This window comes from Curtobacterium caseinilyticum (assembly GCF_030363035.1).
GTDB lineage: Bacteria > Actinomycetota > Actinomycetes > Actinomycetales > Microbacteriaceae > Curtobacterium > Curtobacterium caseinilyticum.
The window spans coordinates 24,983-50,146 of sequence record NZ_JAUCMN010000004.1 but is presented as its reverse complement, the minus strand read 5'-3'; the positions used below and the strand labels follow the sequence as shown (position 1 = coordinate 50,146).

General features: G+C 66.5%; 22 protein-coding genes. 8 read left to right on the top strand and 14 right to left on the bottom strand.

The features are described 5' to 3' along the window. Positions 1–68: 68 nt before the first annotated feature. On the top strand, positions 69–509 hold the full coding sequence (locus QUG93_RS06935) for an SseB family protein (RefSeq protein ID WP_289473194.1): 441 nt from the start codon (positions 69–71) through the stop codon (positions 507–509). A gap of 487 nt (positions 510–996) precedes the next feature. Next, on the top strand, positions 997–1,740 hold the full coding sequence (locus QUG93_RS06930; RefSeq protein WP_289473193.1) for a hypothetical protein: 744 nt from the start codon (positions 997–999) through the stop codon (positions 1,738–1,740). 48 nt (positions 1,741–1,788) lie between these two features. On the opposite strand, the gene QUG93_RS06925 is transcribed toward QUG93_RS06930, so the two are convergent. The 3 genes from QUG93_RS06925 to QUG93_RS06915 all read right to left on the bottom strand — a co-directional run bounded on the left by QUG93_RS06925 (position 1,789) and on the right by QUG93_RS06915 (position 6,668). Further along, entirely contained in the window at positions 1,789–2,583 is a 795-nt protein-coding gene (locus QUG93_RS06925; RefSeq protein ID WP_289473192.1) for a hypothetical protein, read from the bottom strand. Between the two features lie 156 nt (positions 2,584–2,739). After that, positions 2,740–3,114 carry a PH domain-containing protein gene (locus QUG93_RS06920; protein WP_289473191.1) on the bottom strand — a complete coding sequence of 125 codons (375 nt, stop codon included), beginning with the start codon at positions 3,112–3,114 and terminating at the stop codon, positions 2,740–2,742. Between the two features lie 62 nt (positions 3,115–3,176). After that, positions 3,177–6,668: a TM0106 family RecB-like putative nuclease gene (locus tag QUG93_RS06915; protein WP_289473190.1), complete on the bottom strand. Its 3,492-nt coding sequence runs from the start codon at positions 6,666–6,668 to the stop codon at positions 3,177–3,179. Between the two features lie 370 nt (positions 6,669–7,038). Between QUG93_RS06915 and QUG93_RS06910 the strand changes: the two genes are divergently transcribed. Then, positions 7,039–8,418, top strand: coding sequence for a DNA cytosine methyltransferase (locus QUG93_RS06910; RefSeq protein ID WP_289473189.1), 1,380 nt, complete (start codon positions 7,039–7,041; stop codon positions 8,416–8,418). 431 nt (positions 8,419–8,849) lie between these two features. Here the strand turns inward: QUG93_RS06910 and QUG93_RS06905 are convergent, their stop codons facing one another. The 3 genes from QUG93_RS06905 to QUG93_RS06895 form a co-directional block, all read right to left on the bottom strand. Continuing rightward, positions 8,850–9,539, bottom strand: a complete 690-nt coding sequence (locus QUG93_RS06905; RefSeq protein ID WP_434533088.1) for a PD-(D/E)XK motif protein — start codon at positions 9,537–9,539, stop codon at positions 8,850–8,852. Positions 9,540–9,820: 281 nt separating this feature from the next. Then, positions 9,821–12,049, bottom strand: coding sequence for a Z1 domain-containing protein (locus tag QUG93_RS06900; protein WP_289473188.1), 2,229 nt, complete (start codon positions 12,047–12,049; stop codon positions 9,821–9,823). Beyond that, complete coding sequence (locus QUG93_RS06895; RefSeq protein WP_289473187.1) at positions 12,046–13,608, bottom strand: ATP-binding protein; 1,563 nt, start codon at positions 13,606–13,608, stop codon at positions 12,046–12,048. Before QUG93_RS06895 ends, QUG93_RS06900 begins: the two co-directional genes overlap by 4 nt. A gap of 693 nt (positions 13,609–14,301) precedes the next feature. Here QUG93_RS06895 and QUG93_RS06890 point away from each other — a divergent pair. Next, positions 14,302–15,828 (top strand): hypothetical protein, encoded by a 1,527-nt coding sequence (locus tag QUG93_RS06890; RefSeq protein ID WP_289473186.1) that lies wholly within the window; start codon positions 14,302–14,304, stop codon positions 15,826–15,828. Positions 15,829–15,932: 104 nt separating this feature from the next. After that, positions 15,933–16,280, top strand: a complete 348-nt coding sequence (locus QUG93_RS06885; protein ID WP_289473185.1) for a GIY-YIG nuclease family protein — start codon at positions 15,933–15,935, stop codon at positions 16,278–16,280. Positions 16,281–16,673: 393 nt separating this feature from the next. Here QUG93_RS06885 and QUG93_RS06880 read toward each other — a convergent pair whose 3' ends face one another. Continuing rightward, complete coding sequence (locus QUG93_RS06880; protein WP_289473184.1) at positions 16,674–17,048, bottom strand: DUF6998 domain-containing protein; 375 nt, start codon at positions 17,046–17,048, stop codon at positions 16,674–16,676. A gap of 99 nt (positions 17,049–17,147) precedes the next feature. After that, positions 17,148–18,122 (bottom strand): AraC family transcriptional regulator, encoded by a 975-nt coding sequence (locus QUG93_RS06875; RefSeq protein WP_289473183.1) that lies wholly within the window; start codon positions 18,120–18,122, stop codon positions 17,148–17,150. 122 nt (positions 18,123–18,244) lie between these two features. On the opposite strand from QUG93_RS06875, the gene QUG93_RS06870 reads away from it, so the two are divergent. Beyond that, positions 18,245–19,018, top strand: a complete 774-nt coding sequence (locus QUG93_RS06870) for an SDR family NAD(P)-dependent oxidoreductase (protein ID WP_289473182.1) — start codon at positions 18,245–18,247, stop codon at positions 19,016–19,018. Positions 19,019–19,100: 82 nt separating this feature from the next. On the opposite strand, the gene QUG93_RS06865 is transcribed toward QUG93_RS06870, so the two are convergent. Next, a complete protein-coding gene (locus QUG93_RS06865; protein WP_289473181.1) occupies positions 19,101–19,430 on the bottom strand; it encodes a hypothetical protein in 330 nt (109 codons plus the stop codon). Positions 19,431–19,654: 224 nt separating this feature from the next. Then, positions 19,655–19,870 carry a DUF1653 domain-containing protein gene (locus tag QUG93_RS06860; RefSeq protein WP_289470144.1) on the bottom strand — a complete coding sequence of 72 codons (216 nt, stop codon included), beginning with the start codon at positions 19,868–19,870 and terminating at the stop codon, positions 19,655–19,657. A gap of 52 nt (positions 19,871–19,922) precedes the next feature. On the opposite strand from QUG93_RS06860, the gene QUG93_RS06855 reads away from it, so the two are divergent. Next, complete coding sequence (locus tag QUG93_RS06855; protein ID WP_289473180.1) at positions 19,923–20,513, top strand: hypothetical protein; 591 nt, start codon at positions 19,923–19,925, stop codon at positions 20,511–20,513. Between the two features lie 71 nt (positions 20,514–20,584). After that, the gene (gene vsr / locus QUG93_RS06850) at positions 20,585–21,034 is read left to right on the top strand and encodes a DNA mismatch endonuclease Vsr (RefSeq protein WP_289473179.1); all 450 of its coding nucleotides are present in this window, start codon (positions 20,585–20,587) and stop codon (positions 21,032–21,034) included. 28 nt (positions 21,035–21,062) lie between these two features. On the opposite strand, the gene QUG93_RS06845 is transcribed toward vsr, so the two are convergent. The 4 genes from QUG93_RS06845 to QUG93_RS06830 all read right to left on the bottom strand — a co-directional run bounded on the left by QUG93_RS06845 (position 21,063) and on the right by QUG93_RS06830 (position 25,100). Beyond that, positions 21,063–21,707 (bottom strand): ABC transporter ATP-binding protein, encoded by a 645-nt coding sequence (locus tag QUG93_RS06845; protein ID WP_289473178.1) that lies wholly within the window; start codon positions 21,705–21,707, stop codon positions 21,063–21,065. Then, on the bottom strand, positions 21,701–23,587 hold the full coding sequence (locus QUG93_RS06840) for a hypothetical protein (protein ID WP_289473177.1): 1,887 nt from the start codon (positions 23,585–23,587) through the stop codon (positions 21,701–21,703). Before QUG93_RS06840 ends, QUG93_RS06845 begins: the two co-directional genes overlap by 7 nt. A gap of 29 nt (positions 23,588–23,616) precedes the next feature. Next, positions 23,617–23,991: a lactococcin 972 family bacteriocin gene (locus QUG93_RS06835; RefSeq protein ID WP_289473176.1), complete on the bottom strand. Its 375-nt coding sequence runs from the start codon at positions 23,989–23,991 to the stop codon at positions 23,617–23,619. Between the two features lie 176 nt (positions 23,992–24,167). Further along, entirely contained in the window at positions 24,168–25,100 is a 933-nt protein-coding gene (locus tag QUG93_RS06830) for an NADP-dependent oxidoreductase (protein WP_289473175.1), read from the bottom strand. Between the last annotated feature and the right edge of the window lie 64 nt (positions 25,101–25,164).

Here is a 25,164-nt window from a genome sequence, read left to right as displayed (position 1 = left end):
CGCAGTGCGCATTCGGTCGGGAGGGCTGTGCGTGGGAGCATGGCCGGACACCACGTGGAGGAGACGCGATGAGCACCAACGAGACGTCCGGTTCGGCCTTCGGCCCCGGCACTCCCGACGCCGCGTCCACCGCGGCCGCCCAGCTGCGGCAGAAGATGGCGTCGTCGGCCGAGGGCTTCCTCGGCAGCGCCGCCTGGGTGCCGTGGAAGTCGGCGGACGACCCCGAGGGCGGGAGCATCGCGCACGTGATGATCCGCGAGCTGCCCTTCGTGCCGGTCTTCACCGACCCGGCCGACCTGACCGCGAGCGTGCCGGGCACCGAGGCCCGCCCGGTCCGGATGGCCGAGCTCGTGACCGCCGTGCCGGAGGAGTTCGGCATCGTGGTCGACCCGACCAGTGCGGAGACGGCGAACTTCCTGCAGGCCGATGTGCTGGCGGGGATCCGGGCGCAGATGCGCGGCGAGATCTCCGGCGACGACACCGAGGACGGGGACCCCGCTCAGGGCTAGCCGCTCCCCGCCGAGCTGACCCGCAGCCCGCGACCATTGCCGAACTCCTGACCTCGATCCGCGGCCGACGATCCCGCTCCGCGACCCCCGACGATCGCGAACCAGGATCGTCACGGCGCAGTTCGCTGCCGACGATGCGGTCCGGCGGTCCGCTTCCGGACTCGACTGCCGCGGACTCCAGACCCCTCGACACGCCCCGTGTCGAACCCGGCACCCACCCAGTTCTGGGGATCGCTCAATTCGAGCCCGGAGGCCAGACTCGGACCGTCGTTGAACGGAGAACGAGGGGACGACGATGCCACTGGGCGGTCCAGGACCACGCGACTGGTCCCCTCCGGGGTACTTCGCCGACGCACCGTCCGGGCCGCCGCCGCGACGGCCTCGGTCCGCATTCTTGAGCGCGGAACCACCCCGAGGCGCCCGGCGAGCCACCCGGCCGTGGGCATGGGCGACCCTGGCGATGTTCCTCGGGCTCGGAAGCCTCGTCATGGCACTGGCCGAACCGCAGCAGGCCGGCGTCCAGAGCGGCTTCATCGCGTCGACGATCGGTGTCACGGCGATCGTCATCGGACGCCGTCTCGTGACCGACCGGAGCCGCTTCGGCAACGTCGCGCGGGCGTTCGGCCGCGGTGCGGTCATGCTCGGCACCGTCGGAACGGCCCTGATGGCGTACGCGGTCCTCGCGTTCGGGCTGTCCACCGTGGGGGTGCAGTGGCCTGCACTCTCGCTTCCGGGCCCGCATGAGGGGCAGGTGTTCGACGCCGGATTCCCGGTGGCAGAGTCCTCGCCCGAGCCGGCACCTGCCGATCCCGCGACCGAGGACCAGACGCCGGCAGAGGCCGTGCCGGAGTCCGCAGCCGCGGACGACAGCACGCAGCAGGGAGCTGCTCCGGCCCCGGCCGAGGCGCCTGCACCGCAGGCGCCCGCGGTCCCCGAGCCGACGAGCTTCGAGGCCGAACGTTCGGCGGTCGCCATGGGTGCCGGGACGCTGGCGTACGCCCTGGAGGGCCGGTTCGAAGCCGGGACCTACCCGACCGAGCTCACGACGGCGAGCGCTCCGGCGCGGATCGCGTTGCTCGACGGGACCGGTCTGGCACCGATCCCGGCGGGCGCTCGAGTCCTGTACTCGGTTGCTCCGGATCGGAGCGCATGGTCGGTCACGATCATCGGGGCGCGGTTCGGCGCGACGGCCAGCTACAGCTCGGCGGTCGGCACGGTCCAGGCCGGCTGACCGCCTGCGATCCTCAGGAGCTCGGCCGCGTGCTGACCACCAATACGCTCATCGCTTGAAGGTGCGACGGCTTGGACCGCCGAGATGAAGCGAAGCGTGCTCGGCGAAGAGGCTCTCCTGCTGGAACGAGACGGGTTCCACGCTGGAGCCGACCAATGCGCCAACAGAGTCGGCAACTGCTGGCGTGTCGGCAGGACGGCCGATCTTCACCTGCTTGTCCCTGACTGTGAGGTAGCCCCGCTCGTACAAAGCATCACAACCAAGAACGCACATCAGAACCGCGACGTGCTCAAAGTCCATGCGTTCCGAATCCGTCAGCAGGGTCCGGGGCAGGACGTGAGCGGCGACCAGAAGGGACGCGGGGAGCACACGTCGGCAAACCGCGCACGGCGCTTCGCTTCTCGAGCGGAGTAGGTGTCGCCGCAGCTCGGCCTGCTCAACACGGGCGGTACCGCGGATTGGCATGTCTGTCTGGAGCGGGAGCGACATGAGGTCCGCTGACTCAACGAGACCGGGCGCTGCGGCACCGATCCTGTCGAGCAGGGTCGCCGCTTCGGCTTCAGTGATGGTCGACAAGTACTTCTGAGCCGGGCGCCCATCCTTGCCGAAGGGTCGGCCAGGACCGCTCCCGACCACGTCGCGCAGCTCATCGAAACCGATGGACAGCTCGGTCACGACCGGCTCGACCCGTACCAGCCAACCCTCATCAAGATCACCGGACCGAATCTTCGGGTATCCCGGTGGTCGCGGCGCAGCCACCCACGGCGCCGTCACGCGGCTGATGGCGCGCAGGTACTGCCTTCCGTAGTGGAACACCACGTCGTCCCGCTGCATCGCTTGCAAGGGGAGACGATCGCTTCTGAGTACTTCCCGCCCATCAGCTCGGACGATCGGGCAGGACCAGAGTGTCCCCTGCGGTATCGCCACTCGGTAGTTCTTGCCCTGCGAGGCCCACCAGAACGTCACCGCTACCTCGTCTCCCTCGCCAAACCCGAATGCTTACAGCACGTGGTGGGCGATGAGCTTGCCGAGGTAGGTGATGTCGAAGCGGCCCTTGAACTCGAACCGCACCTTTCCGAGTCCGCTGAACCACAGGTCCAGCTCGGCGTCCAGGTCGAAGGTGCCAGCAGTCTCGACGGAGAAGGACTGCACCTTGCTGTACGGCAGCGATGTGAAGTCGCGCTTCTTCCCGGTCATGCCCTGCACGTTCACGGCGATGATGCGCTTGTCCGTGAAGACGACGAAGTCACGGATGGTCTTCGCTGCGACGAGGATCTGCTCGTTGTCGAGGAGGAGCTGCTGGACCTGGGGCGCAATCTCCGCAGGGTCGCACTGCGCGAGCTTGAAGAGAGCACCGTTGCTGAAGTCGATCACGACCAGATCCTATGAGTTCCGCTCACGGACAAGTACTCTCCGCTTCGGGGGCTGCCACCGCCTCAGCGGGGCGGCTCGACCAGCTCGATGAAGCGGGAGAGCAGCGACAGCCCGCTGATCGACGGGGGCAGTCCTGTGGTGAGCGCCGGCGAGTAGACGAGGTACGCCGCCCACTGTGCCCGTGACAGCGCCACGTTCAACCGGTTCGGCATGAGCAAGAAGTCGAGCCCGCGCGGGATGTCCGCCGCACTCGATGCCGCGAGTGACGTGATCGACACCACGGCCTCGCGCCCCTGGAACATGTCGACCGTGCCGACCTGCGTCCCGCGGAGGCCTGCGCGATCGAGGGCCTCGCGGATGAGCGCCCCTTGCGCGTTGTACGGCGCGACGACGATGACGTCCTCGTCCGTCAACGACCGCGACACCTCGCCGTCGACCCACCGGCGTCCGATCAGGTCCCGCGCGAGCTCGACGACCCGCTCGGCCTCTTCCGCCGAGGACGTCGTGTTCCCGCTGTGCACGACCGGCACCGGGTGGACGCCCGGCTCGAGGTCGTCGAGGTGCCGACCGCTGACGATCGACGTCAGCTGCCCGTCGTACGACAGCCCCGAGACCGATGCCGTCAGCGCGGGCTCCATGCGGCGGGTGTGTGCGAGGAAGTAGCCGAACTCCGGCGGGAGCACGTGCTCACCGTCCGCGAGCCACCCGAGCGCTGACTGGTCGACCGGCTCGGGGTGCGACCCCTGCGACACCTGCGGCAGCTGCTGCGGGTCGCCGAGCAACAGCAGGCGCTGCGCGGCGATCGAGGACGCGATCGTCGGGGCGAGCGAGAACTGCCCGGCTTCGTCGACCACGAGCAGGTCGAGGGAGCGCCGTGGGATCGTGCCCTCGTTCGCGAACGTCCACGCGGTGCCGCCGACGACTCCCCCAGTGCCGGTCTCGGCGCATGACGACAGGAAGGCCGAGACCGCGGCGTTGTTCTTCACCGGGGTCCACGCCGCGGCCTCGAGCTCGTCCTCGGTCGCGCCGGACTTCGGCACCTTCACCACGCGGTCGGCGGGTACCCCCGCGCGGACCATTGACGACAGGAAGTTCTCGCTCGTCGCATGCGACTGCCCGACGACCCCGACGCGCCAGCCGTGCTCCCGGACGAGCCGAGCGACCACGTTCGACCCGACGTACGTCTTGCCCGTGCCGGGAGGTCCCTGGATCGCCAGGTACGACCGGTCGAGCCCGAGCAGCGTGGTGACGACCGCGGAGACGGTGTCATCTCCGGCGACCGGGGCCAGTGCGCCACGCGGCGGGACCCGGCGCAGCAGGTCGAGCGCGGGATCCGGCAGCATCTCCGGCAGGGCGTCGAGGACCTCCTGGCCCCACTCCGCGATCGCCTCGGGCTGCGGCTTCGCCCGTGGCGGGGCGGCCGGTGCGAGGGCGACCGGGAAGTCGTGGTGGGGCTCGCCGCCACCGACCGGCAGGCTCTCCTTCACCAGGACCTCGAACGCGTCGCCGTTGTCGGCCGCTTCCAGCACGACCGCGCGAGCCGACGCGCCCTTCGAACCCGGCGCCGGAGCGGTGACCGACGGCGGGAGTGGGTCGTCGTAGACGAGGTGGGGCGTGCCTCCCGGCCGGATGCGCGAACCGGGCGCGAGCGTCCCCGACAACCGGATCTCTCGTGACTGCGAGCGGGCACGCGGCAGCGTGTCCCAGTCCCGCTCGACGGAGGCGCGCTCGACGACCAGGACGTCTCGCGTGTCCGCCCAGTCGTCGACGGGGTTGCGGAGGCGGTCGAAGTGGTCCTGCCAGAAGGTCTTGGCCTCGCGGCGGTGGTAGTCGATCGCGGCGGCCGCGAGCGCCAAGGCCGTCTGGTCGGCGTCACGGTCGAGGGGGTCGACGTCCGCGATCTGCGCGGCGAGGGCCGTGTACACGGGGTTCGGCTCGCGCTCGACGGGGATCGGCGGGAGGAGTTCGGCCTCGTCGGTCGCCGGCTCGGACTGCGGCGGCCGGAGCGACAGCAGCCAGTCGCGGAGCCGCAGCGTCGAGCGGCAGTCGTAGGCGTTGTAGTCGGCGACCTGGTCGAGCATGCGCTGGCCGGTCGCGGGGTCGCCGCCCCGGAGTTCCTCGATCGCCTCGACGTAGGCGGTGATGCTGTCGGCGGCGTTCGTGACGTCGCTGAGGCGGAGGTCCTCGCCCATGTACAGCGGCTCGAGCTTCTTGATCGAGTAGCTGCGGCTGCCGACGACGAGGGCCTTGCGGACGATCGGGTACAGGTCGACGAGGACGCCGGCGCGGAGCAGGTCGTCGACGTCGTCCTCCCCCACGCCGTGCCGGGCGGCGAGGGACAGCAGGTGCGTCCGCTCGTACGCCGCGTAGTGGTAGATGTGCATGCCCGGGTGCTGCGCGCGGCGCTCCTTGACGAAGGCGAGGAAGTCGACCAGCGCCTGGCGCTCGTCGCGGATGGTGTGCGCCCAGAACGCGGTGAAGTCGGCGCGGTCGTCGACCAGGCCGAACAGGTAGTCGAGGCCCCAGTGGACGCCGTCCTCGGTGTGGAGGGGGTCGCCCTCGAAGTCGAAGAAGACGTCGCCGGGGTCGGGTGCGGGGATCGCGTCGAGGGAACGTGGGTCGTGGAGTTCGAAGCGCGGCTTGGTCGGTCCCTGCTGGGCTCGGCTTGCCTGCTGCTCGGCTTCGGTCTCGGTCTGGAGGCGCGCCTGACGGACCAGCCTCTCTTGCGTGGATCGCGACATGCCTGGCACGGCCGCGGTGCGGTCCGCCAGGTCATCGATCGTCCGCACCCCCTGCCGGATCAGCTTCGTACGCTGGTCGAGGCGCATACCGGCGACGAGGACCAGGTCGCGGTGCTGCTGCACCTGCGTCTGGCAGATCGAGCAGCGGCCGCAGCTGGAGTAGCGGGGGTCGCCCCACTGCAGTTCGTCGGTCTCTTGCATCCGCTCGGCGATGACCCGTTCGAGCTCGGCGCGCTGCGTGCGGTACACCGGAGCGATGTCGGCGAGGTCGTGCGTGGTGGTGGTGCGGTCGCCGAGGACGAGGTGGACCTGCGCGCCGGTGGGGATGCCGTGCGCCTGCATCTGCTCGGCGTAGGCGGCGAGCTGGAGCAGAGCGCTGACTTTGGCGTGGCGGGCGAGCTTAGTGTCGTAGACCTCGTACTCACCGCGGTCGTTGCGGAGGATGAAGTCGGCGAAGCCGATGAAGCCCGGGCGGTCGGGGGTGGGCGGCTCGTAGAAGGTCGGTTGGTAGAGGACGTCAGCGCCTGTCGCGAAGGCGTCTCGCGCTTCGGCTGCTGCTCTGGTGTAGTCGGTTGGCGCAGGGCGCTCGAACTCGATGACGTCGCGCGTCTGCTTGAGGATGTCGAGGTAGTCGATCTCGTGCTGGTCCCCCAGGCGGGCGGTGCGCTCGAGCATGTCGTCGTGCTCCTCGGGCAAGGGGCCGCCGCGACCGAGCTTGGCGTCGAGGCGGCGGAGGAACGCCCACTCGCAGGTCGCCCACGTGCTGAGGTCGCTCGGGCTGAGGAGGACCTGCCGGTCGGTAGTGTTCCGCACAGTGCTCCTCCTCCTTCGGCTTGACATCAGCCTAGAAGCCGGAGCCGACACCGTGAACACACCCAGGACGGTGTCCCCGCAAGCCTTACATCAGGCAGCCAGCGCCTGCCATAACTCGTGAGGACGCGTAGAGACCGCTCGGACCGACGGGCACGACAAGACCAAGAAGAGACCGAAGATGGGGTGGCTTCCGAACGACGTCCGAACCGCCGACACCTGACTTGGCGGGCGTTTCGCCGTCTCGAACTGAGTCCCGCCGCGCGAGTGCTCTTCGCCGCGGACCAGAGGCTCGACCGAGAGACACGAGCCCCGAAGCGAGAGACTCGTCGGCCCGCGACGGTATCGTTGCTCGTGCTGCGAGAGGACCACTGTGGGAAGCGAAACGCCTAGGTTTAGATTCATCGACCTGTTTGCCGGGCTCGGCGGCTTCCACGTCGCGTTGTCGAGACTCGGCGGCCGGGCGGTCTTCGCCGCTGAATGGGAGCCGTCCCTGAACGCACTCTATTTAGAAAACTTTGGAGTCAGGCCCTGGGGTGACGTATCGACCCTTAATTCGGAGTCCGTCATTCTCGATAACGTCCCTGACCACGACGTTTTAACAGCCGGGTTCCCGTGCCAGCCGTTCTCCAAAGCCGGTGACCAACTGGGCTTCGAACACACACTGCAGGGTAGGCTCTTTTTTCACGTTCACGACATTCTAAAGACCAAGCGCCCTGGATACTTCATTCTCGAGAATGTGCCGAACATCCTCCGCCACAAAGGCGGCGCTACACAAAAAACGATGCTACACATGCTTGAGGGCCTAGGTTATTCGGTTCAGATCCATCGACTCTCCCCTCATCAATTCGGCATTCCTCAGATTCGAGAACGTGCTTACTTCGTTGGTTCGTTGAACGGGCTGCATCAGTTTGCCTGGCCGTTGCCCGAGAACCCATCCACCGACATTAGGTCTGTGCTGCGAAAGATCTCAAGCATCGACCGAGATATTCCGCCACAGACGTCTCGAGCAATCGACATGTGGGGGGACTTCCTGAAGCGCGCGCCCGCTTCACTCAAGATCCCATCATTTCCGATTTGGTCGATGGAGTTCGGGGCTACTTACCCGTATCGCGAGACCACGCCTGCGGCGCTCTGGGAGAATCTCGGGCCGGAGGCCCTCTTCTCTTCCCAGGGAACATTCGGTACCTCGCTCTCACATATGGGACGCGACGAGCAGCACAAGAATCTTCCGAGTCACGCGCGGCGCAGCGGAGACCATGCGTTCCCGTCATGGAAAAAAACGTTCATCACTCAGAACCGCGAATTTTTCCGTGACAACCACGGATGGTTAGCGCCATGGATGAATGACTGGCAACCCTGGAATCTGCCGTCGAGCCTACAGAAATTTGAGTGGAATGCTCAAGGAGCAGAACGCGAAATTGACAATCACGTCATTCAGATCCGAGCTTCCGGCGTGCGCGTAAAGCGCACCACTACGGCGCCGAGCTTGGTGGCCATGACACAAACACAGGTGCCGATTCTCGGGGCTAACCTCACCGGAAGTCGTAGATATATGACGCCGAGTGAGTGTGCAGAACTACAAAGTCTAGGATCGATAAAGCTCCCAACCGCAAGCCAGGGCGCTTACAAGGCCCTCGGCAACGCCGTGAATGCCCGTGTCGTCTCTAAAATTGCAGAACGTCTACTCGGCGCGTACAACGCGGAGCCTTCGGAACCTCTCGCACTGCAAACAAGCGGCGCCGCGGCCTGAATAGCAAACGACGCTACGTTGAGCATCACACAGTAACTCCATCGCAACCAGAAACAGGATCTCATGGCTCGCATCAAGGAGATTCGGATACTACCGCCGGGGTCACGAATCCATCCCACCGAAACTCCGTTAGAACTGCGGGAGATCGCTGGACCCAGGGGGACACGATTCGTCCAGCTCACGACGCTTGGTTCGTCCAATCGGGTGTCGCACGAGAAGCCGAGCCAGACTATCCAGATAGACGCAAAGTCGGCCGAAGAAATCATCAAGTTTATTCGACAAACATTTCCTTGAGTTCTTGGTCCGCCGTCCAAGATGGTAGTGGTCCCGGCAAGGCAAGGTGCTGAAACACCGAACTCGTGGCGCGTAGAGCAAAGCCCTTCACCCTCGCACCTTCCGTGCGCGAGTCTTCAATCATCCAACGTTCGTTACTATTCAACCATGCGCTCGTCTACTTCCTCGAACGAACGGCGTCGCGCTACCAACACCTCGTTCAAATCTACTTCGAACGCGATCGAGCGGAGCGCCGGCGACTGCTCGCCGAGTATGCAAGGTACGTCGGTCATTGCTAACGCCGCGACCCCCTCAGCCTGTAGTTCAAACTTCCAACCCCGCAAGGCTCGCAGATCGCCTTTCATCACACGCACGCTTTTGTCAATAACAACAGTATGAGAATGTGACTCGACGCGAACGGCGATTGCGTCTAATAGATCACCTATGCTCAGGCCACTCGCGGAAGCATAGATGCGGATGCTCAAAAGCCACCCGTCGTGCAGACGTGTATCGACTTGACGCTGACGAAGGTGATGCAGGGCCGCCTCGTTCAAGGTGGTTTTGACCTCGACTGCGCAGTTCTCCGATTCGAAATCAAGCAGCGCCGAGGTCGATTGGTGCCAGGCTTCGATCCAACGCCGCGAATCAGTAGAACGATGAATGGCCCACAATTCTCCCCAGAGCCCCACGGCACTCTCGACGCTTGCTTCCTCTCCGTCGACGAAAAGTACGCCGAACCGCACAACGAGGGCCAACACGTCACTCAGCTTGCATCCAGACGGGACGACTTCGGCGAGGACCTCCGTCAAATAGCTAAACTCCGGCAGTAGATGCAGCGAGTCGTGCATAAGAGAGACTGTAATGAAAGATCCGCGCTGCTCTGAATGGCCTATACGGACACTCAGATCTCGACGGCAGCCAACAGAAACGGCGGCACCGACAAAGGCGTCAGTTGCGTAGTCGTCAATCCTAGTCGGCCCGATGAGAACCCAGAATCGATTCTGCTTGTCGACGGCCAAGAAAAAATCTTTTCGCCCAGGCCAGCGGACGCCATTGAAAGAGCCGAGGGCCGCAGTTTCCGGTGGTCTGCTGAGATCCCTCATCAAACTCTCAGCATCGCTCCCCACCGTCACGGCAATACCTCCAGGACGACGTTCTTTCTATGCTCGGACGGGACCCAGACTGCGAACCAAGGCAGACGGTCGGCCACAGGGCCTTCGAACTTGGTGTCGGTCACCTTGAAGGCTCGCACGTGGAGTGTGGGGTTGCTAGCGTGCACCGAGCGGTCGCCGGTGTAATTCAACTTCGCCATATCGTCACCTGCAACCTTGGCAGGCGAACGGCCAGTGAAGATGTTAGTCGATAGACCTGTGACGGTCCGGCCTGACTGCCCCGCGGAGATCAACGAGTCCATGAACACAACGTCGATACCCTGACTTTGGGCGAGGGACGATAGCCAGGCACAGACAGCCGTGACAGTAACTTGGTCGCTTCCGTTCACGTCTAAGGACAGTAGATAACGAACAATCTCGTCAGGATTCCTATCAGCAGCTAGCAACGTAACTGGTCGATTCCCTCGAACGTCCTTGAAATGCGTGGCTGGAAGGACTGTCCGCACATCCTGCAGAACTCCTTCGGACTGCAAGAAACTCATGAAGGCTTCGGCGCGACCAAGATTGTCGATCACTTGATCGGTTCTATCTGGGATTCGCCGCTGCTGGACCCACCCCTCCTTGAAGTCGAGATTCACAGTTGTACGACCTATGACATTCGATCGAACGAGTTGCTTCATTCCACCGCTCAGCAGGAATGATCGCCGCCACTCCGACAGCGGCTGTCCGTTGTGCTCTCGCAGCGCCCTATGCAGGACGCCTTCGTCCTTGACGTACTCGCTGTAGGCTGAGCGGACGTCCGGCTGCAGGAACACGCGGATCCCTGCTGCATAGCCTCGCCGGTAACCGAAGAACCTAGCCCGCTGCTGCAGCGTATCCGGTGTGAGGGCTTTTGGACGTGGCATGTATGTGGTAACGAGACCCTCTACTGTGAATCCACGATCAAGTTTCTGCCCCCCGACGAGAATCCAGAACCGCTTCGCGCCCCAGTCAACCTCCTCGCCTTCGGAATTCACAACGACGAGCCGCACGTCTCCGCAGACGTCCTCTAAGTGTGACCAAAGTTGATCGAACGATGGGATGTGTTGCCAAGTCTTCTCGAGATCTCGCCAGGTCGCTTCGAACAATGCTTTGGTCGTGCTCTCATGGTCCGAGATCAGTTGCCGCCAACTCGAGAGCAGACCTTGGACCCAATCCGCGTAGACTTCATGACGTTCGCGGTACTGCGAAGCTTGGATCAACATCGAGCGATTGACGAGGGCGTCCTCAGCTTCGGCGACAGCGCATACCAGCAAGAAAGACCTGACCGCTTCCTGGAGTGACTCAGGTATCTCAGTATCGTCGAATTCCTCCTCATCTTCAGGAATCTCGCGCAGCAACTCCGTCTTCTCGGTGAAAAAGAACTCCCCACCAGTGTAAGCGTCGCCTGTGGTCAGAACTTTCGCGTAATCGGGGTTGAGACGGTCGGCGATCGCCATGAGGAGATTCGCCTGAGGAGTTGCGGTGTACTGCAAGAACGAGTGAAACGGAAGCGCGTTTCGTAATTTGGCAATCGAAGCGTAGGTACCGCTCTCGTCAGCCAGACCCTTTTTTAGATTCGACGCAGCCTTTGTGTTGAGTGTTGCCTGGTCGGCCTCATCGTCGATAACAAGAACAGGGATATCGCCCAAGCTGATCAGCGACATCACGTCTGCTAACGCGCTCAGGCGCTTGTGATGCTTGAGAACCGTGATAACCAGAGTGGGTTGCTTCTTAGCCTTTTGTCCTTGCTTGTGCGCACGCCAGGCCGAGACGGCTTGATCGAGAGCCGCTTTATTCGCTAGGGAGGGATTGGACAGGTGTGTCCAGGTTGTGTGAGATTGCAAGACGCCAAGTTGAAGATCTCGACGCAAACGGTTCTCCGACTGCGTCTTGAGATTACCCGTCGTCCCGGTGAGGAGTACAACCACCCCGTAGCCGTTATCCCGGGCGAGTGCTGTCACCGTTGTGAAGGAGAGCGTTTTACCGGACTGCACTCGACCGACGGCAAGGAGCGCAGTCTGCTTTGGAGTGGATTGCGGGTCGACGCAATTCCCCAAAATCTCCCGAGCTTCTCCGATAACGCTTGCCGCAGCCGTTTCGGAGAAGCCATCTGCGACAGTCCGCTCAATGAACGATGTCGTGGCGGACCCGATCACGGGAACCCAGTGCATCTTCCCCGGATTCTCCAAACCAAATCCTGCAACAGGTTGTGGACCGTTATTCATTTCACGTCCTTCAGATCTATTGGCTGACCCAACATCTTGTTCAAATTATGCAAGAATATCCCGACCTTGACGCCCGCTTGCGCGGACATCACGTATGCCGAGCCGATGGCGCCAGCGAAAGCCAGTACTGTTTGAGACGCTTCTCCGAGGGCTCCCATATATCGGAGGGAGAAGGGATGGGCCATACCTACGGTCAAGGCGACCACGGTCAACGGCCGACTAGCTTGGACGTCCCAGCCATCTTCCTCACTCTCCTCCACGCGCAACCAGTCGACGATCGACGGGTCCGTTGAAGCGTTGATAGTCACCCGCCAGATTCTCGCCGTGGTCACAATCTCCGCCAGCACTGACACGATCGCTTCATCGCTCGAGGCGATGGTGTTGATCGAGATCTCCTGTGCATCCTTCTGAATCGATGGCGCCTCAGGCTGTACCAAATCAGCCGTCCCGGTGGTTTCAGAAAAGCGTTGCGCCAGTTCAGTGATTGCGGACTGCGCCCCTTTCGCGATCGCGCTGCGCTGATTAGCCTGTATTTCGGTCGCGCGATAATTCCTAGCTTGAGCAAGAAGGTCATTTTCACCCTCCCGCAGGCATTCAATCAGTTTGCTTAGAAATGGCTCCTCATACTCGCCCCACTGAATGCCATCTTTTGTGTACGAAACGTCAAATCCAGTTAGTCGGAGTTCACCGAATATGCGCTGATGCTCGAAAGAGTTGCTCCCGCGGAATATAGCTTCCGGGCGATAGGTTTCATCGTCACTGCCTACAATAAGCCGGCGCCGCCGGAATAGAGCAAGCCCAGCGGTTCTGGTACTGCCCTTAGCACGAATTCCGACGAAACCTTCAACGACATGGTTCTCGTCTAGCTTCAGTTCGACGTCCCGAATCCAGCGGACCGAGGGGCGACGAGGATCGACCGACGGCGGGGCCCGCAGCACTTCGACTTCCTGATACTCGAGCCTTTCGCCGTTATACGTGATCTGCACGTCCCCATCGCGAAGGAACATGCGATAAATGCTGGTGAGATGATTCTTGATCTTCTCGATAGCCCTTCCTCGTGGAATCTGGTTCAGATTCTCGAGGGTAACTACCGTGAAATGGTCCTCCATATTAGCCGGAAGTTCCTGGACCGGCAGCCTGTCAAGTCGCCGAGCGGTGATGTCCGTCATGTCGAATTCGACTACACGCTGAATCGGTTCTCCTATGACGGAAGTTCTCACGGACCACCTTTGGGCGAACCACGTCGCCGCGCTCTTCATGCCCATTCCAAACTCCGAAAGTCCCGCTCGATCAGGCGGAACCTCGGCGGCCCGGAACGCACGAGGAAAATCATCCTTTGATATACCGAACGCGTTGTCGGTGATCACTATACGACCCGCACCTCCCACTTGAAGCTGAATGCTCACTTCGAGAAGATCGCCCGTAGCCCGATGATCGAGAAAACTTTGCACCGCATTATCGACAAATTCTGCGAGTGCGAACCACGGCTTGTAGTTGAGATTCCTGAGCACCCCGAGGATATTGACGTCGGGCCGAATTTCAATATTGATCTCTGACAACTACTCTGGTTACTTTCTCTTCAGCGCTTGCGAGAGCATTACCGTCACCGGAAAAGCACTCTCACATCGTTTGATCGTCGGAGGGCCCGCTGTGGCAGACGATAGCCGATCTTCGGCGTCGCCGTCCTGGCTCTCTGACTGCCTGCGGCTCTTCGCGCGCAGCGTAGCCTGCTGCTAGACGCAGCGCTCGGCGTCGGATGACGCACCGCTGGACCGGGCGGGAGGCTTCGTCAGCGTGAGCGTGTCTTGCGAAGGCTGCAACGGCAACTCAAGTATCGCCGCGTCGTACAGATTTACGATCGCGCCTCCTCGGTGCTCGATCGACCGTCAGGTTGGCAGCAAGTTCCGCAGCGGTCCAGGCCGCCAGTGGTGACGATCCGTTGCCGCGCCCAAACAAGAGCCGTCGCTCATCCTGACCAGAAGAAGCACTCGAGCGCGCGACCGCGAGTCCTACAGAGGGCACCTCCCACGCATGATCCAGGACCTGCATCAGTGTGACGAGTGCAGGCAGCCGCGCCCTAGCGCCGCTCACTCGAGTTCATAAGGGCTCGATCTGTGGATCTCTGTCTCAGTTGAGCGCGTTTCTTGGCTCCTCAAGATAGAGCCATCTAAGCGGGAGCGCGACCCATCGGCGAGAGCCCGAGGCCGCAAGGATGTATCGCCGCCGATCTCGACCAGGACCTCGCCGACCAGTTGTTCGACGGCGTCCTCAAAGCGCCGATCGAAGACTGGAAGGGTACTTTCGACCCCGCTCGAGCCAAGCTCGCCCACCGCAACTTCGACCGTCCCGCTCACATCCACGGTACCGCCGGAACCTACCAGACCGTGGTTGGCCCGCACCGCGTCATCTACCTCGCGCGCCACCGGTGGTCGTGTCCCCAGCATCTTGTACATCCGAGCGGACGAGGACGGGGGCGCAACGTCAGAGTGACCTTGCAAGGTCGCTCGTCCATGCAACGATGTGCTCTATCACCGCGTACCCGAGCGCGGCTCAAGACGAAGGACCCTGCGATGACCGACATCGACACCCCCGACGAGACCCTCGAAGCGGAGGTCCTAGCCGAGGAGGCGACGCGAGAGATCGCGAAGGCGGTCACTGGCCGACGAGCACTGGCCCGTCAGTACGTGAAGTGGCTCCGCCGACGGAACCCGTCGGCGACGCCCACTGAGATCGTGCAGATGCTCGAGCGTCACTACGTCACCTCGATCACCACCGCTGGTGCGGCGATCACGGTCGGGTCGATCGCCGCTGACATCGCCATTGCCTCGATCCCGATTGCCGGCCCTGCGGTCGCTGGAGCGAAGAGCGCCGGCGCACAGGCGGCGAAGTCTGGCACCAAGGTCGCGATGAAGGCCGCGGCGAAGAACATGGCGAAGAACGCTGCCCGCACGGGTGCCAAGGGTGCTGCGGCGCGTCTGTTGCCCGCCGGCGACCAGCAGCTGCAGTTCGAGATCACCGCCGTCTTCGGCCTCGCGGTCGCTGACCTGCACGGCATGGACCTCGACAAGGACCAGGCTCAGGCGCTCGTCCTCGGCCTGACCAACGAGCGGGTCAGCCAGCAGCAGATCGCAGCCATGGCGACTGACGTCGCTGAGGTGACCTCCGAAGGCACCGTCTCGACCGGCCAGAAGATCGCCGCTGGTCGCGACGACTGGTCGCACTGGGCTACCACCTTGTCGGATGCGCTCCCGGGCGGCGCCGCGCAGAGTCTGATGCGCACGATCCAGACCGGTGAACTCGATCCGGTCCGAGAGGGGCTCACGGGCAAGCAGCGTGCCTCGATCGAGTACGGCGTCGGCGCAGTCACTGGTGGGGTCGCGCGCTTCGTCTTCGGACGCGACGTGGTCAAGTCCGCGAAGACTGCGTTCCCCGAGCCGCCGGCGGAGTTCCCGGATCACCTCGCCCTGACCGTGAAGGCCGACGGTGACGACGAGGAGTCCGACAACCGCGCACTCGCCGCTCTCGAGGACGCCGCTCGATCGACCGGCACGTGGGTCAGCGGGGCTGCGGGCGCCGTCGGCTCCGGCGTGTCGAGCGCGGCGAGTGGTGCGACGCGGGTGTTCCGCCGAGTTGACCTGGACGGCGATGGCGAACCGGACGAAGCGCAGGCGCTCACTGCGGTGAAGAACGTCGGCGGCAAGGTCACGGGGGCCGCGGACGCCGTCGGAGGCCGAGTCGCGGGGCTGTTCAAGTCCAAGAAGAAGAGCGACGGAGAGTGAACTCGCTGCCCTCGGCCGCTCGGCCCGAGGAAGTGCTCGCTCGAGCCGTCCGGGATGCGGTTCAGGTGCTGGACGGGCAACCTCGCCGGGCAAGCGCAGCGGACGTGCCGAACGCCGCGGGGCTGTACGCGATCTGGGCAGACGGGGCCGTGACCGAGCAGCTGGGCATCGGCTCGCACGGCCGAGCAGCACCGATCTACATCGGCAAGGCAGAACGGAGCTTGCGCGACCGTGACCTCCGCGCCCACTTCGGCCTCGACGACGTAAAGGTGCGATCGGGCTCGTCGACGCTCCGCCGCTCGTTGTCGGCGCTCCTCGCCGATGAACTCGCACTGCGTCCCGTGCCGCGGGGCAAGACCGCGGGCGACGCGTCGAAGGGCTTCTCGCTGCATCCGGAGGACGAGAGACGCTTGTCCGCGTGGATGCAGGACCGGCTCGAACTCACCACCTGAGCGCTCCCCGTGGCGCTGGGTATCCGCCTCGGGGACGTCGAGTCGCGGGTCATCCGACACTGGGATCCTCCGCTCAACATCGTGCACGCGCCGACTCCTCGGACGGCGCTGCGTGCGGCGCGGGCGGCGTTGCGCTCAAGAGCACACGACCCGGTCGTCTGAAGGCAGCCGGGGAACTCGTCGCCAGTCGAGGCTGAACTCCGCGGCTGGTCGGGACCAAGTGATCTGCACGATCGCCGCGTTCAACCCAAGGGTCAATCGTCGGCGGGACGGTCGATGCGCTCGTACGCGGCCTCGACCCGGGCGGTCACGTCGACACCGGCCCCCTGCACCTGCCGCACGAGGATCGCGAACGAGTTCGTGTGCTCCACACGCCGTCCGAGTGCTTCCGTCTCAGCCCGGCCGACCTCGCGCCCACGTGAGGTCGTAGGTCGACGCGTCGAATACCAGGAACAGTGCCGCGTCGAAGTCCCACGACCGGAACGCAGAGAACTTCTGCGACCGCTTGTCGTCCGGCCGCACGAGTCGTGCCTTCACCTGTAGCCGCCGCCCGTCGGCGGTCGACAGGTCGAAGCTCTTCTCCGAGTTCGGCGCGAGCTCCCCGCCGTACGCGCGGAGCGCCAGACTCTCCGCGAGGTCACCGAGCGGCGAGTTCCGCGTCCGGATCAACCCACGCCGCAACAGCTCGTCGATGACCGCCACCGAGGAGGCGAGGAGCTGCCGAACCGTCAGAGCGGCCGGGTCGAATGGTGGTCGGTGCGGGGACATGCTCCGAGCCTACGAAGCGACCAACTCGGACGCGAGGCGCGGGACCAGCCCGCACCGCGCCTCCCGTCCGTCCCAGCCCACCTGCAAGAAGCAGCGGGATCAAACGGCGGCCGCAACCGCCAACTGCCCCCGCACCACCACCGCATCCGCCGCCGGCGGCCTCCCGTACGCCTCCCGGTAGTCCCGCGAGAAGTGCGACGCACTCCGGAACCCCACCACCGCCGCAGCCCGCGCCGCCGTGTCCCCGTGCACGACCATCCGCCGCCGCGCCTCACCCAGCCGCGTCCGCTTCAGGTACTGCGCCGGCGTCATCCCCGTCGCCTCCTTGAACCGGGCGAACAACGTCGACTCGCTCACCCTGAGCTCCCGCGCGAGCCGATTCATCGACCACCCCTCCGCCATCCGCCCGGTGAGCAGCGCCGTGGCTCCAGCGACCACCGAGTGCCCGGTCTCGTCCAGAGCCGCCGTGATCCGCGGCGCCTGCTCCGTCTGGAGCAACCGCAGCACGATCTCCCGCGACACCAGCGGGAAGAGCACGGGGATGTCCTCCGGAGCCTCGAGCAGCCCGATCAGCCGGGCGAACGCGTCGGCGAGCGGCGCCGTCCAGCTCCCCAGCCGAGGCAACGACGACACCGCACCGGACGGCGACGAACCAGGAGCAACCGCAGCAGCAGCGGGCACCGACATCGACGCGACGACCTCCCCGACCACCACCGGGTCGAGTCGCCACACCACGGCGACGAAGCCGTCCTCCCCCGCTGCGTCCACGACTCCGGCGACCACCGGCAGGTCCACCGGCGTGATGATGAACCGCTCCCGCCCCCACACCTGGTCGTCGTCCCCGACGATCGAGCGCTTCCGCCCGCGCAGCACGACGGACAACGACGGCTCGTAGCGCCGGTCGAACAGCCCGGTCGGCTCGTGCACCTTCGACACGGTCAGCCCGAGGGTCTCCGCGTGGTGCGCCGACCCTGCTCGGGCGACGGCGTCCTGCCGGTCCTTCCCGGGGACCGCAGCATGCGCGGACGCCATTGCCACCGCACGGTCGAGGTGCTGCGCGATCCGGTCGTCCACGTCGCCAACCTACCGAGGCGACACCGGGCACGACTGCGCCCCGACCACCCGCTGCGGGATCCGGCAAGGACCTCGCGGAAGCGGGCAAGCCGCGGGGTCCCGGAGCACTGGACCATCGACCCATGACCACCACACCCACCGCCCAGAACGAACCCCGCACTGCCCTCGTCACCGGCGCCTCGAGCGGGATCGGCGAGGCCATCGCCCGTGAACTCGCCGCTGCCGGCCTCACCGTCGCCGTCCACGGCCGCGACGAGCAGCGCACCCGCGCCGTCGCCGAGGACATCGAGCGCCAGGGCGGCCACGCCGTCGCCCTCACCGCGGACCTGTCGCAGGGGCCGGACGTGGTCCGCGCCCTCGCCGCCGAGGCCCGCGACCGACTCGGTGGCCACGTCGACGTCCTCGTCAACAACGCCGGCGTCTACCCCGGCGGCCCGACCGAGTCCCTCGACGACGACACCGTCGACGCCCTGCTCGCCACGAACATCCGCGCACCCCACGTCCTGGTGGCGGCCCTCGCCCCCGGCATGGCAGAGCGCGGCAGCGGCCACGTCGTCAACATCGGCTCGTGGATGGCCCGCGTCGGCGTCCCCTTCATGGCCCTCTACCCCGCCACGAAGGCCGCCGTCGAACAGCTCACCCGTGCCTGGGCCGCCGAGTACGGCCACCGCGGCATCCGCGTCGTCACCGTTGCCCCGGGAGCGACGGCGACCCCGGGCAACGCCGACTCGGCCGACGTCCTCGCCGCGATGACGCAGGGTACCCCGGCCGGCGTCCCGGTGCAGCCGGTCGACATCGCCCGCGCAGTCCGCTGGGTGGTCTCCGACCAGGCCGTGTTCGTCACCGGCGGCACGATCGACGTCGACGGCGGGATCGCCTCCACCCGAATGAGCTGACCGCAGCCGAGCGGCTGATGGAACCACGTGACGGACGGGAGGCGCGGTGCCAGCTGGCACCGCGCCTCCCGTCCGTCATCGCTCAGGTCGCCGGGTGATCGTCGCCGTCGGTCTGGAGGGGTGCGAGCCACGGCTCGATCCGGACGAGCTGCTCCCAGCCCGCCCCGAGCACAGCGTCGATCTCCTCGATGGGTACCGGGAACAGCGTGCCGACGAACGCCTCCCACCCGTGCGCGTCGAGCTCGCCCGCTCGCACCTCGTAGGGCTGCCACTCCTCGGGCACGAGCTCGAGGAGATCCATCGCGTCGTCCCGCCGATCGGCCACGACCGCCTTGCCCGACACGGGGGTCCGCGCCGCCTGCAGGAACCGCACGACCCGCCCGATCGCCCCGCTGTCGGAGACAGGATGCACGAACTCGATCTCAGCGGAGACCCTCTGCCGTTGCGAACCAACGGCAGGCCTGCCGTCTCGTCGTCGATGCTCGGGAACCACGACTGTGGAGGAGCATCCGCACCCCGTCGCGCGACGCCTCCGGTCGGCTCGGCGACGAGGACACCCTCTCGACGGACGACGAAGACCTCTCCCAAGTACCGGCTCATCAGAACCATCGTTGCGCGGGAAGCAACTACTGCCGCTCAGTCGAGACGGACGAACCGCGGCCCCTCGTACCCGTCCCGCGACACGTGCGCGGTGAAGTCTGCGAGCGACCGCACCCAGTGCCCACGCTCGCCGTAGAGCGCCTGGTACACGACGACCGGCTCCTCGGTCTCGACGTCCTTCGCCACGAGGACCACCTCGTACTCCCCGCCCTTGAAGTGCCGGTACCGCCCAGGGGTCACGTCGCTGCTCACGCGGCCGATGGTAGCCGGACGTGAACGCGGGCCGGGCCCTACTGTTGCCCCTGTGGAGAAGGAGTTGAACAACGCCGTCCGTCGAGCCGCACGCCGGGCGGTCTGGATCGCGCTCACCGGTGCCGTCGCGGGGCTCGCGGTCGGGGTGTGGCTGAGCCACGGCGAGCGCCCGCTCGAGGTGCTCCTCACCAGCCTCGGCTGCGTGTTGGCGATCGGCGGCCTCGGCGCGGCGCTGTCGACCATGCTGTCGCAGTTCCGGATGAAGCGTCTCGTGAGCGCGCCGACCGCGGAACTCGACGCTGACGAGCGGCGCGCCGTCCAGCGAGCAGTCCTCTCAGGCGCGCCCACGCCCGCGGCACTCGAGACACGCGCGGCGGGCCACGCACGCGTGCTCGAGGCGACCCTTCCGCTTGCGACGTCGCAGCAGCTCTTCCTCTTCTGCGGTCTCGCGGGGTCGCAAGTCATCGGCCTCGCATCGGACGTGACGTCGTGGTTCCGGCTCGTCCTCATCGGGGTACTGGTCGCCGCTGGCGCGGTCACGGTCGTGGAGCTGCGGCGCAGCCTCGCCCGCGTTCGCCGCTTCCTAGCAGCGCATGACGACATCCCGGCGGGGAGCGCCTCCGCTCCCCCTGCACAGAGCTAGCTCACCGGCAGACTGTCCACCGAACGGTCCTTCGGCACGCCGCAACCAGAGCCCTCTGCGACGGTCGACGCATGGAGCAGTGGGAAGCCGACGACTCACGCCGCCGACACATGGCCCGCTTCGGTCGGCGGGACACGGCACCCGAGCTCGCCGTGCGGCGGGAGCTCCACCGCCGGGGCCGTCGGTTCTTCGTCGATCGCCAGGTGAGCCGCCGCTGCCGCGTCCGCCCCGACCTCGTCTTCCCTCGCGCCCGCGTCGCGGTCTTCGTCGACGGCTGCTTCTGGCACCTCTGCGAGGAGCACACGCACCTGCCGAAAGCGAACGCTGCGATGTGGCGACGGAAGCTCCGCGCAAACCGACAGCGTGACGCCCGGAACCAGGCGATCTTGACGTCAGAGGGCTGGCGCGTGATCCGGTCCTGGGAACACGAAGACCCTACGGCCGTCGCAGATCGCGTCGAGGACGAGCTCGACCGCTGGGCGGCCATCGTCGGCCGCATCGCGGAGCGAAGACGACAGTGACGGGCGGTCGCGCGCCGCCCGACCGTGGTCAAAGGTCGATCTGACCGCCAGCCCACTCCTGCAGCGCGACCTCATGCGTCGCCACCACGATCGCGCTCCCCGCACTCCGGAGGCGCTCGAGTCCGTCCCGCACCAGCCCCGCACTCGTCTCGTCGAGCGAGGCCGTCGGCTCGTCCGCGAGCACCAGCATCGGCCGTTGCACGAGTACCCGAGCGACCGCCACCCGCTGCTGCTCCCCACCGCTGAGGAACCCCGCCCGCATCCGGAGTCGGCCTCCGAGCCCCACTGCGTGCGCCGCGTCCCGGACCCGCTCGTCGCGCTCGATCCGCGGGAGGCCGCTCGGCCGCACGACGCTGAGGTTCTGCGCGATCGTCCACTGTGGGACGACCGCGTGGTCCTGCACGATGAACCCGACGCGGTCCCGCCGCATCGATCGCCGCGTCCGACGAGCACTCCGGTGCACGTCCTCGCCCAGCAGGCGGACGAACCCGCGAGTCGGCGCCTGCAGCCCGCCGAGACAGCGGAGCAGCGTGCTCTTCCCCTGCCCGGACGGCCCGAGGACTGCGACGGCGTCCCCCGGTCGGACGGACAGGGACAGCTCGTTCCACAACCTCCGAGGTCCGACGTCGAATCCCAGTCCGTCGACCTCGAGCACCGGCGCTGCGTTCACCATGTCCTCCTCCACGCTTCTGCTGCACGGGCCGAGCCCGCGGCGAGCACGACCCCGACCAGCACGAGTGCTCCGGCTCCGCTGGCGACGCCTGCGACGAGGATCACCTCGCCGCGAGCTCCGATCAACGCACTCGTCACGGCGGCGGTGGCGAAGGCGCTGCAGCCCGAACACACGAGGAACCACCGGTGCGGGACCAGCGGATGTCTCCCGACCAGGTACTGCACGCGCCCGGGTCGAGCGGTGCGGACGCGGTGCTCACCCGCGAGCGAGATCGCCGCGAGCACGAGTGCCAGCCCCGCGGCGACCACGGCCAGCAGGAGCGTGTGGCGTTCTGCCCGGAGCTCGCCGAGTTGCCGCTCCACTCGGGCACCCACGCGGTCGACCTGCAAGACGATGTCCGTGAGCCCTGCAGCCCGGAGCTGGTGTTCGAGCGCCACACGATCAGCGAAGCGCACCTCGCCGTTCGCGGCCCCGGTTCCGATCTGGTTCGGCGCGAGGTCGCTCGGATCGGGTACGACCAGTACGGGGATGTCCGGCCAGGTCGGCAACAGCGGTTCGATCCCGTTCGTCCACAGGATCGCGGACTGGGTGACGGCCGCGGTCGAGCCCACCTGTCGGAGACGGACGTCGAGCGACCGCGGGGGCGGACGTCCCTCCACCTGCCACCCGGTCGCGATGTCCGCCGCTGCCGCATCGCGCAGCGCGTCGCTCTCGCCGGCGAGGGCATCGGGCACGAGCAGGAGTGGTTGCCCGTGCGGAGGAAGGCCGCCCGGTACGAGTGCACGCAGGGACGCGCTGGCGTCGCCGACCAGTGTGAACCGATCCGTGAAGGACGAGTAGGCCATGCTGGCGTCCCCTCGCGCGAGTGCTGCGGTCGCGATGGCACCCAACGCATGGTCCTGCTCGAGGGTCGTCGACGCCGTGCCGAGCACGACGTCGTCCCCGTGCGCAGCTTCGGCGACGAGCGTCCGTTCGGCCTCGGCGGTGGTCCGCTGACCGTCCTGCAGGAACTGCACGTCGGCGACGGCCACGACGACGAGCGACATGCCAGCGGCGGCGACGAGGACCATCTGCCAACGGGACTCCTCAGCACGATGGGCCGATGCGGCGCTCAGCAGGGCACAGCCGACGTGCAGCACGAGGGCGATCAGCATCGCCGCGAGGACGCACATCAGGACGACGATCGTCGTGAACCGAAGCGTCGGAGCGCCAGCCCCGTGCACAGCAAGCGCGACTGGAGGAGCTGCGCACGCGATGACCACCATCGGACCCGCCACGCGACCGAGGTCCAGCGCCTCCGCGCACGCCACGCTCCCGGTGGACCAGCCCGCTCGCGAGCGGAGGTCCTGCCGTCCGGACCGACGTCTCGACTCGGCGATGAGCGCGATCGCCAGACCGAGCAGGACGGCGGCCGCGACGAGCACGACGGTCGGCCTCGTCAGGACGACGGCGAGCGCCTCGACCGGGGCGGGCGTCGTGTCGACGGCCGTGTACCCGGTCCGCCACAGCACCTCGGTGAATCGCCGCATCGCCCCATCGTCGCCGTCGACCGCCATCGGGCCGAGCAGGTCGAGGGTTCCGCCGTCGCCGATCGGCCGCGGCCGGATCGACGCCCCGATGCCGGGTTGCGCTGCTGTCCCCCGGAAGGAGTAGGCGGTCCACACCCCCGGTCGTCCGTGGCGGTCCGGGACCAGGAGCGACACACGCACGCTGGAGCGCTCGGCCGCAGCGGTGATGTCTCGTACGTGTTCGGCCTTCGTCTCGCCGACCGGCAGCTCGGTGAGCTCGAGGGTCATCCGCCCCGCGAGGAGCCCGAGCGCCTCGACCTCGCGGACGACCGACACCGCGAGTGCAGCCGAGAGCGCGAGGACGGCTGCCACCGCCAGGACGGTGGCAGCCGCGAAGTTCCTCATCCGCGGCGGGCCCAGAACGCCTGGTTCCCGGACACCGCCTTCGGCCGGTGGGCGTACGCAACCTTCGTCGGTGGCTGCCACACCGATCGGGTCACGACGCCGTGCGACTTCACCGATGCACGGTGCGTGGAGCCGTTGTGGTGGTACACCGAGTGCACCTCCCCGCTCCACACGCCGTAGGTCCACGTGCCGCCCTCCGGGTAGGACGTCCCGTTCCGACTCTCGCCGACCCGGTCAGCGGACGCGGCTCCCTCGATGACCCGCTCGGCTGGCGACGACGGCTCCGCGGCGACGGCCGCAGTGGCGCTGACCGGTCCGATGATCCCCGCGATGACCGCGACTGTTCCTGCCAGCACGACCGATTTCTTCACCAATGTTGCTCCTCCCGCGAACCGACGTCTCCCGCCGGTTGCGCCACCGTAGCAACCAGAACGCAGTACGTCGCTCCTGGTGTATCAAGCGGACGGAAGGGCATACGGACTGGAGGCGCGGTGTCAGCTGACACCGCGCCTCCAGTCCGTGAACCGGTCGCCGAAGCGACCCGCACTCACCAAGTGAGCACGAACCGCCCCCGCGTTCCGCCCGCCTCGAGCCGCTCGTGCGCCTCCGACGCCCGCTCCGCGGGCAGCACCTCGGCGACCCGCGGCACGAGGATCCCGTCCTCCACCGCCTGCCGCAGCTCCTCGAGCAGGTCGAACGACGTGTACTCCGAGAACACCATGATCCGCTCGAACCGGATGCCCCGAGCGCCGTTGCCCTCCCAGCCCCGCACGTCGGCGAAGAACCCGCCGTCCCGCACCGCGTCGACGACCTCGTCCCGCTGCACCGCGGCGTCGGCGAGCGCGTCGACCCCGTCCGGCACGATCCCGCGCACGGCTGCCGCGAATCCGTCCCCGCGCCGCACCATGTGGTCCGGCCCGAGGGAGCGCACGAGGTCCTCGTCCTTCGGCGCTGCGTCCGCGACGACCGTGATGCCCCGCTGCTTCGCGAGTTGCACGACGTAGTTCCCGAGCAGGCCGGCGGCTCCGGTGACGGCGAGGGTGTCGCCCTCGGACAGCCCTGCACGCGCGAGGATCTGCAGCGCGGTCAGGCCGTTCATCGGCACGGTCGCGGCCTCCTCGATCGACAGGCCCGCCGGGATCCTCGTGAAGGACCCGACCGGCGCGACGAGGTGCTCGACGTACGCGCCGCCGTGTTCCGACAGCGGGAGCGCCATCGCCATCACCTGGTCGCCGACCTGCCAGCCCTCGACGCCGTCGCCGACCTCGTCGATCACCCCGGCTGCGTCCATGCCCGGCACGTAGGGCGGCAACGCCTCCGACGAATCACGCTGCCCCGCGCGCACCCCGGTGTCGGTGGGGTTGACCGCGAACGCCTGCACCCGGATGCGGACGGTGCCCTCGCCGGCGTGCGGCTCCGGGATCTCGTGGACGGCGAGGGCTTCGGGCCCTCCGAACGTTTCGACTCCGACGACCTTCATACTTCCCGGTCTACCCGCGGCCGGATCCACGGACTCAGCGGACGTTGCAGGAGCGAACACGCAC

Coding starts and splice junctions, on each gene's coding strand:
- QUG93_RS06935 (WP_289473194.1), top strand. CDS start 69: ATGAGCACCAACGAGACGTCCGGTTCGGCCTTCGGCCCCGGCACTCCC.
- QUG93_RS06930 (WP_289473193.1), top strand. CDS start 997: ATGGCACTGGCCGAACCGCAGCAGGCCGGCGTCCAGAGCGGCTTCATC.
- QUG93_RS06905 (WP_434533088.1), bottom strand. CDS start 9,539: ATGCACGACTCGCTGCATCTACTGCCGGAGTTTAGCTATTTGACGGAG.
- QUG93_RS06900 (WP_289473188.1), bottom strand. CDS start 12,049: ATGAATAACGGTCCACAACCTGTTGCAGGATTTGGTTTGGAGAATCCG.
- QUG93_RS06880 (WP_289473184.1), bottom strand. CDS start 17,048: ATGTCCCCGCACCGACCACCATTCGACCCGGCCGCTCTGACGGTTCGG.
- QUG93_RS06870 (WP_289473182.1), top strand. CDS start 18,245: ATGACCACCACACCCACCGCCCAGAACGAACCCCGCACTGCCCTCGTC.
- vsr (WP_289473179.1), top strand. CDS start 20,585: ATGGAGCAGTGGGAAGCCGACGACTCACGCCGCCGACACATGGCCCGC.
- QUG93_RS06845 (WP_289473178.1), bottom strand. CDS start 21,707: ATGGTGAACGCAGCGCCGGTGCTCGAGGTCGACGGACTGGGATTCGAC.
- QUG93_RS06830 (WP_289473175.1), bottom strand. CDS start 25,100: ATGAAGGTCGTCGGAGTCGAAACGTTCGGAGGGCCCGAAGCCCTCGCC.